At 61.5% G+C, this 14,024-nt stretch carries 11 protein-coding genes; 4 read left to right on the plus strand and 7 right to left on the minus strand.

Features of this window, described 5'->3' with window-relative positions; translation table 11 throughout:
* Positions 1 to 69 precede the first annotated feature (69 nt).
* Positions 70 to 1,740, minus strand: coding sequence for a peptide ABC transporter substrate-binding protein (locus M727_RS0105295; RefSeq protein WP_027151791.1), 1,671 nt, complete (start codon positions 1,738 to 1,740; stop codon positions 70 to 72).
* 38 nt (positions 1,741 to 1,778) lie between these two features.
* The gene (locus tag M727_RS0105300) at positions 1,779 to 3,443 is read right to left on the minus strand and encodes an ABC transporter ATP-binding protein (RefSeq protein WP_027151792.1); all 1,665 of its coding nucleotides are present in this window, start codon (positions 3,441 to 3,443) and stop codon (positions 1,779 to 1,781) included.
* 688 nt (positions 3,444 to 4,131) lie between these two features.
* On the opposite strand from M727_RS0105300, the gene M727_RS0105310 reads away from it, so the two are divergent.
* From M727_RS0105310 to M727_RS0105320, 3 genes are all read left to right on the plus strand, one after another.
* Positions 4,132 to 5,457, plus strand: coding sequence for an FAD-binding oxidoreductase (locus M727_RS0105310; protein ID WP_027151793.1), 1,326 nt, complete (start codon positions 4,132 to 4,134; stop codon positions 5,455 to 5,457).
* A 79-nt stretch (positions 5,458 to 5,536) separates the two neighbouring features.
* The gene (locus tag M727_RS0105315) at positions 5,537 to 6,610 is read left to right on the plus strand and encodes a tartrate dehydrogenase (RefSeq protein ID WP_027151794.1); all 1,074 of its coding nucleotides are present in this window, start codon (positions 5,537 to 5,539) and stop codon (positions 6,608 to 6,610) included.
* A 10-nt stretch (positions 6,611 to 6,620) separates the two neighbouring features.
* The gene (locus M727_RS0105320) at positions 6,621 to 7,097 is read left to right on the plus strand and encodes an Lrp/AsnC family transcriptional regulator (RefSeq protein ID WP_027151795.1); all 477 of its coding nucleotides are present in this window, start codon (positions 6,621 to 6,623) and stop codon (positions 7,095 to 7,097) included.
* A 40-nt stretch (positions 7,098 to 7,137) separates the two neighbouring features.
* Here M727_RS0105320 and M727_RS0105325 read toward each other — a convergent pair whose 3' ends face one another.
* Together M727_RS0105325 and M727_RS0105330 are read right to left on the minus strand one after the other, a co-directional pair.
* Complete coding sequence (locus M727_RS0105325; protein WP_027151796.1) at positions 7,138 to 8,514, minus strand: aspartate aminotransferase family protein; 1,377 nt, start codon at positions 8,512 to 8,514, stop codon at positions 7,138 to 7,140.
* Positions 8,515 to 8,544: 30 nt separating this feature from the next.
* Positions 8,545 to 9,387, minus strand: coding sequence for a GNAT family N-acetyltransferase (locus M727_RS0105330; protein ID WP_027151797.1), 843 nt, complete (start codon positions 9,385 to 9,387; stop codon positions 8,545 to 8,547).
* A 320-nt stretch (positions 9,388 to 9,707) separates the two neighbouring features.
* Between M727_RS0105330 and M727_RS0105335 the strand changes: the two genes are divergently transcribed.
* Positions 9,708 to 10,397 (plus strand): haloacid dehalogenase type II, encoded by a 690-nt coding sequence (locus M727_RS0105335; RefSeq protein WP_027151798.1) that lies wholly within the window; start codon positions 9,708 to 9,710, stop codon positions 10,395 to 10,397.
* Between the two features lie 551 nt (positions 10,398 to 10,948).
* Here the strand turns inward: M727_RS0105335 and M727_RS0105340 are convergent.
* The 3 genes from M727_RS0105340 to M727_RS0105350 form a co-directional block, all read right to left on the minus strand.
* Positions 10,949 to 12,427 carry an NAD-dependent succinate-semialdehyde dehydrogenase gene (locus M727_RS0105340; RefSeq protein ID WP_027151799.1) on the minus strand — a complete coding sequence of 493 codons (1,479 nt, stop codon included), beginning with the start codon at positions 12,425 to 12,427 and terminating at the stop codon, positions 10,949 to 10,951.
* A gap of 18 nt (positions 12,428 to 12,445) precedes the next feature.
* The gene (locus M727_RS0105345; RefSeq protein ID WP_027151800.1) at positions 12,446 to 13,489 is read right to left on the minus strand and encodes a tartrate dehydrogenase; all 1,044 of its coding nucleotides are present in this window, start codon (positions 13,487 to 13,489) and stop codon (positions 12,446 to 12,448) included.
* A gap of 167 nt (positions 13,490 to 13,656) precedes the next feature.
* The gene (locus M727_RS0105350; RefSeq protein ID WP_027151801.1) at positions 13,657 to 14,013 is read right to left on the minus strand and encodes a cupin domain-containing protein; all 357 of its coding nucleotides are present in this window, start codon (positions 14,011 to 14,013) and stop codon (positions 13,657 to 13,659) included.
* Positions 14,014 to 14,024: the final 11 nt, after the last annotated feature.

Genomic DNA, 14,024 nt, shown 5'->3' on the forward strand with positions numbered 1-14,024 from the left:
CATCTCTCCTCTTTCAAGACAGTGCCGAAGACTGGCCGCCGCCGCGAGGCGGCGGTGGCGTAATGGATGTCAGGCCTTCCAATGCCATCCGGCGGCATGCCAGGATGCGACGCGGGTGTTGGAATTTGCCTCGAAACCCTCCAGCCCTTCCTTGCGGCCGAACACGTTGGTGTAGGCAAACAGAGGCAGGAACGGCAGATCCTGCCGAACGATTTCCTGCACGCGCAGATAGATGGCGCGCCGCTGTTCCCGATCGAAGGTGCGGGCGCCCTTCTCGAGCAGCGCATCGACCTCCGAGTTGGAGTACTGGCCTGTGTTCGAGCCCTTTCCGCCCTTGGCGACGATCGCCTTGGTGTGCAGGCGGTTGGAAACGTCGGGGTCGCCCGCGATGACATTGGTTACACCCGAGATGGCTGACTCGTACTGCGATTTGAGCCAGAAATCCCCCCACATGACGGCGGCCGGCAGGTTCGAGATGGTCATCTCGACCCCGATCTCGGCGAATGTCTGCTGGAGGAACTGCTGCGTCTGCTCGCGCAGGTGGTTGCCGGAAGTGGTGGAGTTGGCGAACGACAGACGCACCCCATCCTTCACCCGTATTCCATCGGCTCCGGGTACCCAGCCGGCCTCGTCGAGGATCTGGCCCGCGCGCTCGAGGTTGAACTCCTGTGCCGGCAGGTTCGGATTGTAGTAGTAGGAATTCTGCGGCATGAACGTCTCGGTCGGTTTGTGAACCCCGTAGTAAAGTGCTTCGAGGATCGCTTTCCTGTCGATTGCCGCGTAGAGCGCCTGGCGGACCGCCGGGTCCTTGAATTGCGGCTTCTCAAGATTGAGATAGATCGACTCGACCGATGCCCCGGGCTCCAGCTTGACCAAACGATCCGATAGTGTGCTGGCTTCCGCGTAGTGGTCGGCGGTTATGAATGCCTGGTCGACAAGATCGATGTCGCCGCTTTTGAACTGGGTGTAGAGCACCGTCATGTCGGGGATGTATTTGAAGACGAGCCGCTCCAGATAAGGGCCCTCCCCGGCATAATCCGCGTTCGCGACGAGTTCGATATGATCGCCGGCAACGCGCTGAGCCCACTTGAATGCACCAGTGCCGACAGGCGCCTGATTGAAGGCGGCAGCGTTGGGGTCGGCCTCTTTCTCGAGGATGTGCTTGGGAACCATGAAGGTTTCGGCGAGAAACGACTGGTAGGGGGCGAAAGCCTCCTCCATCCGCCAGGTCAGCTCGGTCGGCGAGACCACCTTGATATCGCGCACCAGCGAATGGCCCGCCGTGCGCCACGCGCGGAATTTCGGATTGGTGATGAGCTCAAGAGTAAATTTCACGTCCTCGGCCGTGAACGGCTTGCCGTCGTGCCAGCGGACATCGTCACGCAGGCGAATGCGCCACACAAGCCCGTCCTCTGAAATGCCGCCGTTCTTCTGGCTTGGCACTTCGACCGCGAGATTGGGCTGAAGAACGCCCTTGGGGTCCATGCGAACGAGTGCATCGAACACCGAGAAATGCACAGCCTCGTCGGCCTCGATATGCGGCATCAACGGATTGAAGACGGTGGGTTCCTGCGAAAGTCCAACCACGACGCGGCCGGTTGGGCTCGCCGGAGGGTTCTGGGCGAAGGCGGGTTTGCCCAGCAGATTGGGCGCAATGAGGCCTGCAGCCCCGCCTATCGCCATCAATCGCAGTGCATCGCGTCGCGAGTAGTTTGATTTGGTGTTTGAGCGTTCAGTCATTGGAATTCCCCTTGTTTTGGCGGTGTCCGCCGTGGCTATTATCCGTTTGCTGCAACCGGGCGGGTGGTTCCCGGCTGCTCTCCAGGAATCGCCGCCACCAGCTCACGTGTGTAGGCTGATTGCGGGTCGAGGAAGATTTGCGATGGCGGTCCCCGTTCGACGATCCGCCCTTTCTGCATCACCGCGATCTCGTCGCAGATCTGGCTGGCGACGCGCAGGTCGTGGGTGATGAAGATCATCGACACGCCGGTCTCCCGCTGGATCTGGTCGAGCAGCTGCAGGATCTGGGCCTGGATCGACACGTCCAGCGCCGACACCGCCTCATCGGCGATCAGCAGCTTCGGCTTGAACATCAGTGCCCGAGCGATGCCGATGCGCTGGCGCTGCCCACCGGAAAATTCATGCGGAAAGCGATCAAAGGCGCCGGCATCGAGGCCGACATGGGCCAGGAGCGCCCTCGCCTCTTCGCGCGCCTGGGCATAGGGCGTCCCGTGCGCGACTGGGCCAACGGTCAGGATGTGGCCGATCGTCGAGCGCGGGTTGAGCGAGGCGAACGGATCCTGGAAGATCATCTGGACCCGCGGCCGCAGCGGACGGAATTCGGCTTCGGAAAGCTTGGCGATGTCGCGACCCTCGAACAGAATCCCGCCGCCGTCGCTGTCCAGCAGCTTGATCAAAAGCCGACCAAGCGATGATTTGCCGGAACCGCTTTCGCCCACAACGCCCAGCGTGCGCCCGGGCGCCAGATCGAACGAGACCTCGTTGACCGCGGGCACGACGCGCTGCGCGCTGAACAGGGAACTGCCGCTTCGGTAGGTCTTCATCAGGCCTTCGACCTTCAGGATCGGCGCTTTGTCGGCCGTCTCCAGAGGAACGCGGTTCTCGCCGGTCAGGTGCGGGACGGCTGCGATAAGGCGCCTTGTGTAGGGATGGCCAGGCGACTTCAGGACCTGTTGAGCGCTACCCTGCTCGACGATGTGGCCCTTCTCCATCACTACGACGCTGTCTGCGATCTCGGCCACCACGCCGAAGTCGTGAGTGATGAACATGACGCTCATTCCCTTCCGGCGCTGAATGTCGCGGATCAGCTCCAGAATCTGTGCCTGTGTGGTCACGTCGAGCGCGGTCGTCGGTTCATCCGCGATCAGGATCGTGGGTTCAAGCGCCAGCGCCATGGCGATCATCACCCGCTGCCGCTGCCCGCCGGAGAGGCGGAACGGATACTGGTGGTACATGAGTTCCGGGTCCGGCAGTCCCACCTCGGTCAGCAGCCCGACAGCGCGGCCGCGACGCGATTTCGGAGTTCCGACGCCGTGCGCCGCCATGACCTCGTCAATCTGTGCGCCCACGGTCATCAACGGATTGAGCGCCGACAGCGGGTCCTGGAAGATCATCGACACCACTCGGCCGCGCAGGCTGCGCAGCTTGTCCTGCGACATGCCTATGATGTTCATCCCATCGAGGTGGATGGCGCCCGAGGAGACGCGGATCACGTTGGGCAGCAACCCCATGATGGCGTTGGCGGTGACCGACTTGCCGGATCCGGACTCGCCAATGACGCACAGAATTTGGCCGCGTCTCAGGTCAAACGAGATGTTCTCGACGGCATGGGTCCGTTCCATGCCTTTCGGCAAATTCACCGTGAGGTCGCGCACCGAAAGCGCCACATCGTGGGGGGCTACAGGCTGGATGCTTGCGACCATTGCGATCATCTCCCGTTTGAACCGAGCGGGTCCACGCTGTTGCGGACCACATCATCGCGCTTTGAGCAGAAGCGCCTCACCATAGCGTCCGTCGTCTGGTCATCTCGGCGCTTTGAGCGCTGAGGCTGCGAGAGACTGATTCTGCTCATCCTGGCGGCTCCCTTGATGAAATTCGGTCCGTGGACCGGACACTGTTCCCTTTTGTTGGAGAACTCTCCGAAGGCGTAAGCCCTGCCTATCGGAAGTTCTCTGGAGCTTACCCGTTATAAGGAAGCTTGCTCCGTTCTTTCAGCCAGTTTGACTGTTCTGTATCCGCATAGTCGTCGAAATTTGGCCCTCGGGCGGCAGGAACTTCTGAAAAGAACGTCAGGTTCGGCATTTCACTCTGCTCCCGTTCCGGCGCAGAAAACCGGGATCAGACAACCAGGTCCTTCTTCCGCTGATTTGTGCGCGACAGGCCTTGCGTCACTGCGCGCCGCGTCCCGAAAAGCCCATGCCGCAGATCGCGCGACTGGATGAAGTGTACTCCTGCTTGCCCCTGCGAGGTTGGGGCCAGCGAGCGCTTTTCGGCAACAATTGCCTGTTCCAAGGGCTGCAAACCGCAGGAAATTCCGTCCAGGCATGAACTCCGCAGCCTGCCTCTGCGGGCCGCAGGCTAGGATGTTTCAAATTTACCGGAGTCCCATCCATGCCCGCGCCGCTCATTCACATCGAGTCCAGCCCATCCCTGCCTCGCGAGGCGGACGTCGTCGTCATCGGCGGCGGCGTGGTCGGCGTATTCACGGCCTATTATCTCGCACGCCGCGGCGTCAGCGTTGCCCTGCTGGAGAAGGGGCGCGTTGCGGCCGAACAGTCCAGCCGCAACTGGGGCTGGTGCCGTCAGCAGAACCGTGACGCACGCGAGTTGCCGATGGCAACCAAGAGCCTCGATCTCTGGGAAAAAGTAGCGCAGGAGACCGGCGAGGACACCGGCTTCCGCCGCTGCGGCCTGCTCTATCTCTCGCAGGACGAAAACGAGTTGGCAGGCTGGGCAAAGTGGCGCGATTTCGCAAGGACGGTTGGCGTCACGACGCATGTGCTGAGCGCGCAAGAAGCCACCGAACAGGGCAAGGCGACCGGCCGGAAATGGAAAGGCGGCGTGTTCTCGCCAACTGACGGAACGGCGGATCCTTCAAAGGCGGTGCCGGTTGCCGCGCGCGGCATCATGGCGGCCGGCGGCACCGTACATCAGAATTGCGCGGCGCGCGGGCTGGAGCTGAGCGCCGGCCGGGTCAGCGGCGTCGTTACAGAAGCCGGAACCATCCGGACAACAACCGTGGTCATGGCCGGAGGCGCGTGGGCGTCTTCCTTCTGCAACCAGCTTGGTATTCGTTTCCCGCAGGCTGCCGTACGGCAGTCCATTCTAGCCGTAGCGCCTGGCGCAAATGGCCTGCCGGATGCCCTGCATACCGCGCGCGTCTCGCTGACGCGGCGCAGCAACGGTGGATACGCGCTGGCGATCAGCGGGCGGGCGCGAGTCGATCCAACGCCGCAGCAGCTCAGGTTCAGCCGCGAGTTCGTGCCCATGTTCGCCCGCCGCTGGCGCAGTCTGGCCCCGGGAGCGTTCGAGGGCTGGCGTCAAGGTCATGAAAGCCTGAGGAAATGGGTACTTGAAGACGTGACTCCAATAGAACGGAATCGGATTCTCGACCCCAAACCTGACATGAGGCAGATTCGCCTGACCTATCAAAGAGCCTGCGAATTGCTGCCCGAGTTCCAGCGCGTCGCGATTTCTCATGCTTGGGCGGGCTATGTCGACAGCACGCCCGATGGCGTCCCGGCAATTGGTGAAGTGGAGGGGATTCCGGGCTTTCTTCTCGCCGCGGGATTTAGCGGCCACGGCTTCGGGATCGGCCCCGGCGCTGGACATATGATCGCCGATATCATCACCGGCAGCGAGCCGATCGTCGATCCGCGTCCCTATAGGCCGGAGCGTCTGAAGACAGCTGCGTGGGGCAAGGTCGCTGAATTCTGAGAAGACCGTTTGCCAAGCTACATCAGGTCGCACACGAGATCGAGGCCGCGAGGCGGCCAGCACTGAAGGGAAAGTGACGATGCGCGAATATGAGATTGCCGCCATTCCTGCCGACGGGATCGGCCCAGAGGTCATTGCCGCCGGACTCCAGGCGCTTGAGGCGCTGCAGCGGCGCTGCGGCGACTTCAAGCTGCGCGTCCAGCACTTCGACTGGGGCTCAGACTACTACAAGGCGCATGGTCGGATGATGCCCGAAGATGGGGTGGCGCAACTGAAGCGCTTCGACGCTATCTTCTTTGGCGCGGTAGGCGCTCCCGATGTGCCCGACGACATCACGCTCTGGGGCCTCCGGCTGCCAATCTGCCAAGGCTTTGATCAATACGCGAACGTGCGGCCGACCAGGATATTGCCCGGTATTGTTTCGCCGCTGGCGGGCGTTGGCCCTGGCGATCTGGATTGGGTGATCGTGCGGGAGAATTCCGAGGGCGAGTATTCGGGCCACGGCGGCCGAGCCCATCGCGGCCTCCCCGAGGAGGTCGGAACCGAGGTCGCGATCTTCACGCGCGTCGGCGTCACCCGCATCATGCGCTATGCATTCCGGCTGGCGCAATCACGGCCGCGAAAGCTCCTGACAGTCGTTACAAAATCCAACGCGCAGCGTCACGGCATGGTAATGTGGGACGAAATCGCAGCCGAGGTGGCGCCGGAATTCCCGGACGTCGCCTGGGACAAGATGCTGGTCGATGCTATGACAGTGCGTATGACGTTGAAACCTCGGAGCCTTGATACGATCGTCGCCACCAATCTTCACGCCGACATATTGTCGGACCTTGCGGGCGCGCTCGCGGGCAGTCTCGGCGTTGCACCGACCGCCAACATTGATCCCGAGCGGCGCTATCCCTCGATGTTCGAGCCAATTCACGGCTCGGCATTCGACATCGCCGGCAAGGGTATTGCCAACCCGGTCGCCACCTTCTGGACCGCTGCCCAGATGCTCGAACATCTGGGCGAGAGCGCAGCGGCCGTCCGGTTGATGAACGCTGTGGAATCGGTGACGAGTGAGGGCGTGCTGACGCCGGACGTGGGAGGGACAGCGACCACGCAGGAGGTGACGGACGCCGTCTGCCGGACGATCCGCGGTTCCAACGTTTGACAGGTTTCCAATGAAGCTCGACAAGATCGACATCAAGATCTTATCCCAACTGCAGAAGAACGGGCGGGTCACGAATGTCGAGCTCGCCGACCTGGTGAACCTTTCACCGAGCCCTTGCCTGATGCGCGTCAAGAAGCTTCAGGCGGAAGGCTTCATCACCGGCTATTCCGCCCAGATCGATGTGTCCAAGCTCGGGCAGACTCTGACGATCTTCACCGAAGTCACGCTCAAGCACCACCAGCAGAACGACTTCGCGAGATTTCTCACCGCAATCCAGAAGGTCGATTCTGTTATCGAATGCCACCTGGTTTCAGGCGGTTACGACTATCTTGTGAAGTTTGTCACAGCGGGCATCAGCGAGTACCAGACGATCATGGAGCGCATGATCGAACTGGATATCGGAATCGACAAATATTTCAGCTTCGTCGTGCTGAAGTCACCGATCGTCAAATCCCATTTGCCTCTCGACGCGATATTCGACAGATGAGAAAGAGGCTGCCGCGCGCATGCGGCGGCAGCCTGGACGATCATCCCTTCATCGCCGACCGCACGTCCTGGTCCTCCAGGGTTTGATCCAGGGTCATCCGGGTACGTTCGAGGATCCCATCAATATCGGCCTCGGTGCAGCAGAGCGGCGGCGCAAAGCCGAGGATGCCGTTGTTGAAGGCGCGGATGACAAGGCCGTTCGCCCACGCGCGCTCGAAGATGCGGCGCCCCGGATCGGCCGCCGCCGGGAGCGGCGTTTTGCGCTCCTTGTCGGTGACCAACTCGATTGCTGCCAGCATGCCGCGACCGCGAATGTCGCCAACCAGCGGGTGGTCGGCGAGCGAGCGAAGGCCTTCCATCAAGCGCTTGCCGGCCTTGCGCCCATTCTCGAGCAAGCTGTCTTCGTAGAGACGCAGACATTCGAGCCCGACCGCCGCGCTCACGGGATGGGCCGAATAAGTATAGCCATGGCCGACAGGCGCTTTGCCGGCTCCGTCCGCGATCGTATTGTACACATGGTCCGAGATGAAGACGGCGCCCATCGGCACGTAGCCCGAGGTCAGTCCCTTCGCCGTGGTCATGAGATCCGGCACGACCTCGTCTTCCTCACAGGCGAAGAGGGGGCCGGTACGGCCAAAGGCAGTGATAACTTCGTCGGCAACGAACAGAATATCGTGTTCCTTGCACACGGCGTGCAGAGCCTTCAGCCAACCTGTCGGTGGAACGAGGACACCGCCCGAACCCTGGATGGGTTCGGCGTAGAAGGCCGCAACGCGGCCCGCGCCGAGTTCCGCGATTTTGGCCCGCAGGGCCGCGACCGATGCATCGATGATCGCCTGCGGGTCGGAACCAACCGGATTGCGATAGGCGTAGTGCGAAGGAATTTTGTGCTGCCAGTCGTATGGAACGCCGAAACCCGCATGGAAAGCCGGGATCGCGGTCAGACCAGACCCTGCCGTCGAGGATCCATGGTAGCCATGCTCGACCGAGATGAACTGGTCCTTTTGCGGCGTGCCCCTGACATGGTAGTAATAGCGAATGAAGCGGATCGTGCTGTCGACTGCATCGGAGCCGCCAAGCGTGAAATAGACGTGGTTCAAATCACCGGGCGCCAGTTCGGCAAGCCTGGCAGCAAGGCGAATGGCAGGCTCGGATCCCAGCCCGAAATATCCCGTCGCATAGGGAAGTTCTCTTAGCTGCTTTGCGGCTGCTTCAACGACACTTTCCTGGCCGTAGCCGATGTTTACACACCATAGACCGGCGAATCCGTCCAGCAGGGTTTTCCCGCTTGCATCGGTCACCGTTGCGCCCTTGGCGGATTTGAGCACCCGCACGCCCGTCTCCTCGTGGCTCCGATAGCATGAAAACGGGTGAACCAGATGCGCGCGATCGAGTTCGATCAGTGAATTTGCCAGCATTTCTTCCTCCGATTCAGCGTTGTGCCTGATTTAACCGAGTGCCTGACTGACCAACGCATATGTGCGGTGATGCGCGGGCTTGCTTTCTTTGTGCGTGGCCATGGAGCGTCGCATCGTGATCCCACCGCCGACGTGCGCCAGCCCGCGCCCGGTGAGCCATTCAGCAAGATCCGTTGAGACGTCGGTGTCGACACGCACGAACTTGCCCTGATGATGGGCGAGCAGAAAGTCGATCAGTGCTTTGGCCTCGGCACCGTTTCTCGCCACCACCGGCCCGATGACCAGCCCCCGGCCGAATGGCCGGATGGCGGAAAAGGCCTGGGTATCGCCTTCATCGCGAATGACAGCGAACTTCGCGCGCTCGAAAAGCCGCTTCATCAGCGCCGAACGGTCATGGCCAAATGCCTCGCGATCCAGCACCTCGAGGCGGGCAAGATCGCCGCTCTCTGCCCAGGATACACGGGCCGGCGCCGAAACTGCCAACGCCTCGCCCTGATGCTGCACGATCTCGCCAGTCGTGACGAAGCCCAGCTTCTCATAGAGCGGCAGGCCTTCCTGTGTCGCCGTCAGGCAACAGGTGCGCTCACCCGCCTTGGCCAGCGCCTCTTCCATCATCTTTCGGCCGAGTCCGCGGCCGCGCATGGCCGCATCGACGATCACCATGTTGATGGCGGCGGCTTTGTCGCCGTAGGGGGTCATCATGATGGTCGCCACCACGCGTTCTTCTTCCAGAGCGACGATCCCCCGGCTGATCGAATGGGCCAGCTCCCAATCCTCGCGGCGATGCGGCCATTTGACTTGGCGAGACAACTCGACAGCACCTTCCAGGTGCCCCGGTGTCATCTCTTCAAGGATGATCTGTTGTGTGGTCATTAAGAATTTCCGGCCTTCGTCTTCAGTGCTGACGGTAGACCACCAAAGACAGCAGTTCCTCCCGACCGGCAGCCATGCGCCACGCGTTTTCACTATCCTTCGCTGCTCGCGCCGCATCTTCTGCCGAAGCATGGCCGACAGGCCGCGCTGCTCCCAAAGCTCGAAAGGACACCTGGCGCAACTCTCTGCCAAACCGGCGATGCAATACGAAACGATCTGCTTCAGGTCGCAGCGAATGCGGCCGTTAGTCTTCCAGATCTCCGACTATGGTGGTTGTGGTACAGGCACGCTGTGCCGAGAAAACCAGGAGGATGGTCGCCATGTCGACGTTCAGACCGAAATACATCACCTTCGATTGCTACGGCACGCTCACCAATTTCGATATGGCCGGTGCCGCGCGGCGCGTCTACGGCGAGCGCCTCTCCCCAGAGGCAATGGCCAGCTTCGTGGAGGCTTTTAGAGGCTATCGCCTTGACGAGGTGCTGGGGCCATGGAAACCCTTCCTCGAGGTGGTGCAGAATTCCATCGAACGCAGCTGCAAGCGCATCGGTATCCAGTTCAAACCCGAAGATGCCCAACGCATCTATGAAGAAGTGCCGACCTGGGGTCCGCACCCCGACGTCCCGGCGGGACTGGCCAAGGTCGCCAAGGAAATCCCACTGGTGATCCTGTCCAACTCCATGAACAGCCTGATCATGTCGAATGTGGAGAAGCTCGGCGCGCCCTTTCACACCGTCATCACCGCCGAAGAGGTTGGCGCCTATAAGCCGCTGATGAAGGGCTTTGAATACATGCTCGACAAGCTCGGCTGCGGCCCGGAGGACATTACCCACGTCTCCTCCTCCTTCCGCTACGATTTGATGACCGCCTACGATCTCGGCATCAAGAGCAAGGTGTGGGTGAACCGCGGCCACGAGCCTGCGAACCCCTTCTACGAATATACCGAGATCAAGGATATCGGCGGGCTGGCCGCCGCGGTCGGCCTGGAGCCCGTCCGGAAAGTTGCTTGAGGCTGGCGGGCCTCCGGCATCGCGGCATCCGAAGTATCGAGATGAGAAAGGGGCGGTTCGACCGCCCCTTTCTCATTGCTGATGCATGTCGCGCAAAAGCATGCCCTCGGGCCTGGGATTGATCGAACCACCCCTCGCTCGTCGTCCCAGGGCGGAGCAAGGAGCGAAGCGACGCGGCGTAGACCCTGGCATCCATACGGCGGTGGACCTTCGCTGCCTGACGGTCCGGCAGCCAAATCTCCAAGGCTGGCGATTGGCATAAGCCACACGACTTCGGTCGAGTAGAGGCGATGGGCGACCATCGCCTCTACTCGACCGAAGTGGAGGGATGCTTCGGCCAATCCCGGAGGTTTGCGATTGTCACTGAAAATCGGCCGCTGAAAAGGGGACTGTGTTCCAATGCATGTCGCGCAAAGGGATGCCCTCGGGCCTGACCGAGGGTGTGCAGCGGTTTTACGATAGCGACAGCATTAACAACAACCTAAAGCGCGTCGCATGAGGCCGGTCAAAACGCGACGCGCTTTAATTCGCTGTTGTGACTCCGGTAAAGCCTACTGGTTCAACCCGCCAACATGAAGCGTCTTGACCTCGAGGTATTCCTCGATGCCGAGCTGCGACCCTTCTCGCCCCACGCCTGACTGCTTGACACCGCCGAAAGGCGCAACCTCGGTCGAGATCAGGCCTGTGTTGAGCCCGACCATGCCGAACTCCAGCGCCTCGGCGACACGCCATGACCGCTTGAGGTCGTCGGTGTAGAAGTAGGCGGCAAGGCCGAACGGCGTAGCGTTCGCGATCGTGATGGCCTCTTCCTCCGTCTCGAAGCGAAAAAGCGGCGCCACCGGACCGAAGGTCTCTTCCGATGCCAGGAGCATCTCGGTAGTAGCCCCTCCCAGGACGACGGGCCGCGCATATTGCCTGCCGTCGGGCACTGCCTCGCTTTGGGCGAGGATCTGCGCGCCTTTCTTCTTCGCATCCGCAATGTGACGCTCGATCTTGTCGATCGCGGCCGTGTTGATCATCGGGCCGATCTCAGTGCCCTCGTCGGTCCCCGCGCCAACCTTCATCCGGGTGACGCGCTGGCTCAGCTTTTCGGCGAAAGCGTCGTAAACGCCTTCCTGCACGAGAATCCGGTTCGCGCAAACGCAGGTCTGACCGCCGTTGCGGAACTTGGATCCGATCACCCCTTCAACTGCGTTATCAAGATCGGCGTCGTCAAAGACGATAAAGGGCGCGTTGCCGCCAAGCTCCAGGCTCAGCCGCTTGATGCTATCGGCCGCGCCACGCATGAGCAGCGCACCGACGCGGGTCGAACCGGTGAACGAGATCTTGCGCACCGTCTCGTTGGCCATGAGCTCTTTGCCGATCTCTCCCGGCATGCCGGTCACGATGTTGATAACGCCGGCCGGGATGCCCGCCCGCTCCGCCAGCACGCCGAGCGCCAGCGCCGAGAATGGCGTAAATTCCGACGGCTTGATGACAACCGTACAACCTGCGGCCAGCGCCGGTGCTACTTTGCGCGTGATCATCGCGTTGGGGAAATTCCACGGCGTGATGATGGCACAGACGCCGACTGCTTCCTTGAGAACCAGAATGCGTCGATCGGCGGTGGGTGACGGAATGGTCGAGCCACCGATGCGGCGCGCCTCCTCCGCAAACCATTTCACGAAAGATGCGCCGTAGCGGATTTCCGCCGACGCCTCGGCAAGCGGCTTACCCTGCTCCAGCGTCAGCAGAAGCGCCAAATCCTGTTCGTGCTGGCGAATGAGGTCGTGCCATCGCTCCAGCAGTCTCGCACGCTCGGCATGGGTCGTCTTCTTCCAGCTTTTGAATGCCTCGGCCGCAGCACCGATCGCGGCCCTGGTGTCGTCGCCGCCCATATCGGGAACGCTGCCAAGAACGGCCAAGGTGGCAGGGTTGGTGACATCGACAACGACCTTTGTATCCGCTTCCCGCCACACACCGCCAATCAACGCCTGCTGGCGGAACAGGTCCGCATCGTCAAACGTGCCAATCTTCGTTATCGCATTCATGATCTTTCCTCTGCCCTTTCAGCTCAATGCCGCAAGCACGGCTTGCGTGATTGTTTCAGTCCGGTCCTTGCCTGCGATCGTGCCTATGCCCCGCGCGGTTATGGACTCGGTTGCCGACATCACTTCTGCCGCAGCATGCCCCTCGCCCAGATGCTCAAGCATCATCGCACCGGACCAGATCGCGGCGATCGGATTGGCGACGCCGAGATGCGCGATGTCGGGCGCCGATCCATGGACCGGCTCGAACATGGAAGGCGCGCTGCGATCGGGATTGATATTGGCTGAGGCGGCGTAACCCAGCCCGCCCTGAATGGCCGCTCCAATATCCGTGAGGATGTCGCCAAACAGGTTCGAGGCGACGATCACGTCGAGGCTTTCCGGCGCAAGCACCATGCGGGCAGCAATGGCGTCGATGTGGTAGTGCGAGACCTCGACATCGGCATAGTCCTTCGCCACCTCGCGCGTGACCTCATCCCAAAAAACCATGGAATGCTTCTGTGCGTTGGATTTGGTAACGGATGCGAGCTTCTTGCGGCGCGCCCGCGCTTTTTCGAAACCGAACCGGATGATCCGTTCCACACCCGCGCGCGTGAAGATTGCTGTCTCAACCGCGACCTCATTGGCCGTGCCGGAATGAATGCGCCCACCGGCGCCGGAATATTCGCCTTCCGTATTCTCGCGGATGCACAGGATGTCGAAACCGTCAGAGCGGAGGGGGCCCTGAACGCCTGGCAACAGCCGGTGCGGCCGTATGTTGGCGTACTGCGTGAACCCTTTCCGGATCGGCAGGAGCAGTCCGTGAAGCGATACTGAGTCGGGCACTTCCGCGGACCAGCCGACAGCGCCGAGATAGATCGCATCGAATTTTCGAAGTGTCTCGATGCCGTCTGGCGGCATCATTGCGCCGGTTTCCAGATAGTAGGCGCAGGACCATGGGAAACGTGTGCCATCAAGGGCGAAACCGCCCCGTTTGGCCGCGGCCTGCATCACCTGCCATGCCGCCCCGGTCACGTCCTTGCCGATGCCGTCGCCGGGGATGAGCGCTATGTTGTAGGTCTTCATTGATCGAGGTCCTCATTGGCACTAGCGGAACAATAGTGGATGGCGCGCCGCATTTTTCGTCGAGGATGAGCGGCCCGACAGCGTCGAATCGCGTCGGGCCGAACTTGAAAAGTCGATTGTTCTGGAACCGCCGCGCGCGCTATTCGGCCGGAGCTTGAGCACTGAACTCAGTCATAAACGCAGACGTAGATCTTGCGCACGGTCTCGATCGTGCGCCAAACGCCGACGAAACCGGGCTTCATCACGAAACTGTCGCCGGCGCGGTAAGTCTTGGTCTCACCGCCCTTCTCCTCGATTTCGACGAGACCCGAAATGATGTGGCAGAACTCGTAGGTAGTGCCTTTGATCGAATGCGTCTCGCCGGGGGTCGCCTCCCAGACGCCGGTCAGAACCTTCTCACCTTTCGAGGCATCCTGCGCCCAGGTCTTGAAGGATGGAGTGCCGGAAATGAGCCGCTCCGGCAGCGGCAATGCCTCCCTGGGCGTGAAGGCGGGATTTGTGTCAATCGTGGTCAGCAGTGACATGTGGGGTTTCC

Source organism: Mesorhizobium sp. WSM2561 (assembly GCF_000513915.1).
Classification (GTDB): Bacteria; Pseudomonadota; Alphaproteobacteria; order Rhizobiales; family Rhizobiaceae; genus Mesorhizobium; species Mesorhizobium muleiense.

Excerpts from the sequence above, each read along its gene's own strand:
- M727_RS0105295 (WP_027151791.1), bottom strand. The coding sequence starts at position 1,740 with ATGACTGAACGCTCAAACACCAAATCAAACTACTCGCGACGCGATGCA.
- M727_RS0105300 (WP_027151792.1), bottom strand. The coding sequence starts at position 3,443 with ATGGTCGCAAGCATCCAGCCTGTAGCCCCCCACGATGTGGCGCTTTCG.
- M727_RS0105310 (WP_027151793.1), top strand. The coding sequence starts at position 4,132 with ATGCCCGCGCCGCTCATTCACATCGAGTCCAGCCCATCCCTGCCTCGC.
- M727_RS0105315 (WP_027151794.1), top strand. The coding sequence starts at position 5,537 with ATGCGCGAATATGAGATTGCCGCCATTCCTGCCGACGGGATCGGCCCA.
- M727_RS0105320 (WP_027151795.1), top strand. The coding sequence starts at position 6,621 with ATGAAGCTCGACAAGATCGACATCAAGATCTTATCCCAACTGCAGAAG.
- M727_RS0105325 (WP_027151796.1), bottom strand. The coding sequence starts at position 8,514 with ATGCTGGCAAATTCACTGATCGAACTCGATCGCGCGCATCTGGTTCAC.
- M727_RS0105330 (WP_027151797.1), bottom strand. The coding sequence starts at position 9,387 with ATGACCACACAACAGATCATCCTTGAAGAGATGACACCGGGGCACCTG.
- M727_RS0105335 (WP_027151798.1), top strand. The coding sequence starts at position 9,708 with ATGTCGACGTTCAGACCGAAATACATCACCTTCGATTGCTACGGCACG.
- M727_RS0105340 (WP_027151799.1), bottom strand. The coding sequence starts at position 12,427 with ATGAATGCGATAACGAAGATTGGCACGTTTGACGATGCGGACCTGTTC.
- M727_RS0105345 (WP_027151800.1), bottom strand. The coding sequence starts at position 13,489 with ATGAAGACCTACAACATAGCGCTCATCCCCGGCGACGGCATCGGCAAG.
- M727_RS0105350 (WP_027151801.1), bottom strand. The coding sequence starts at position 14,013 with ATGTCACTGCTGACCACGATTGACACAAATCCCGCCTTCACGCCCAGG.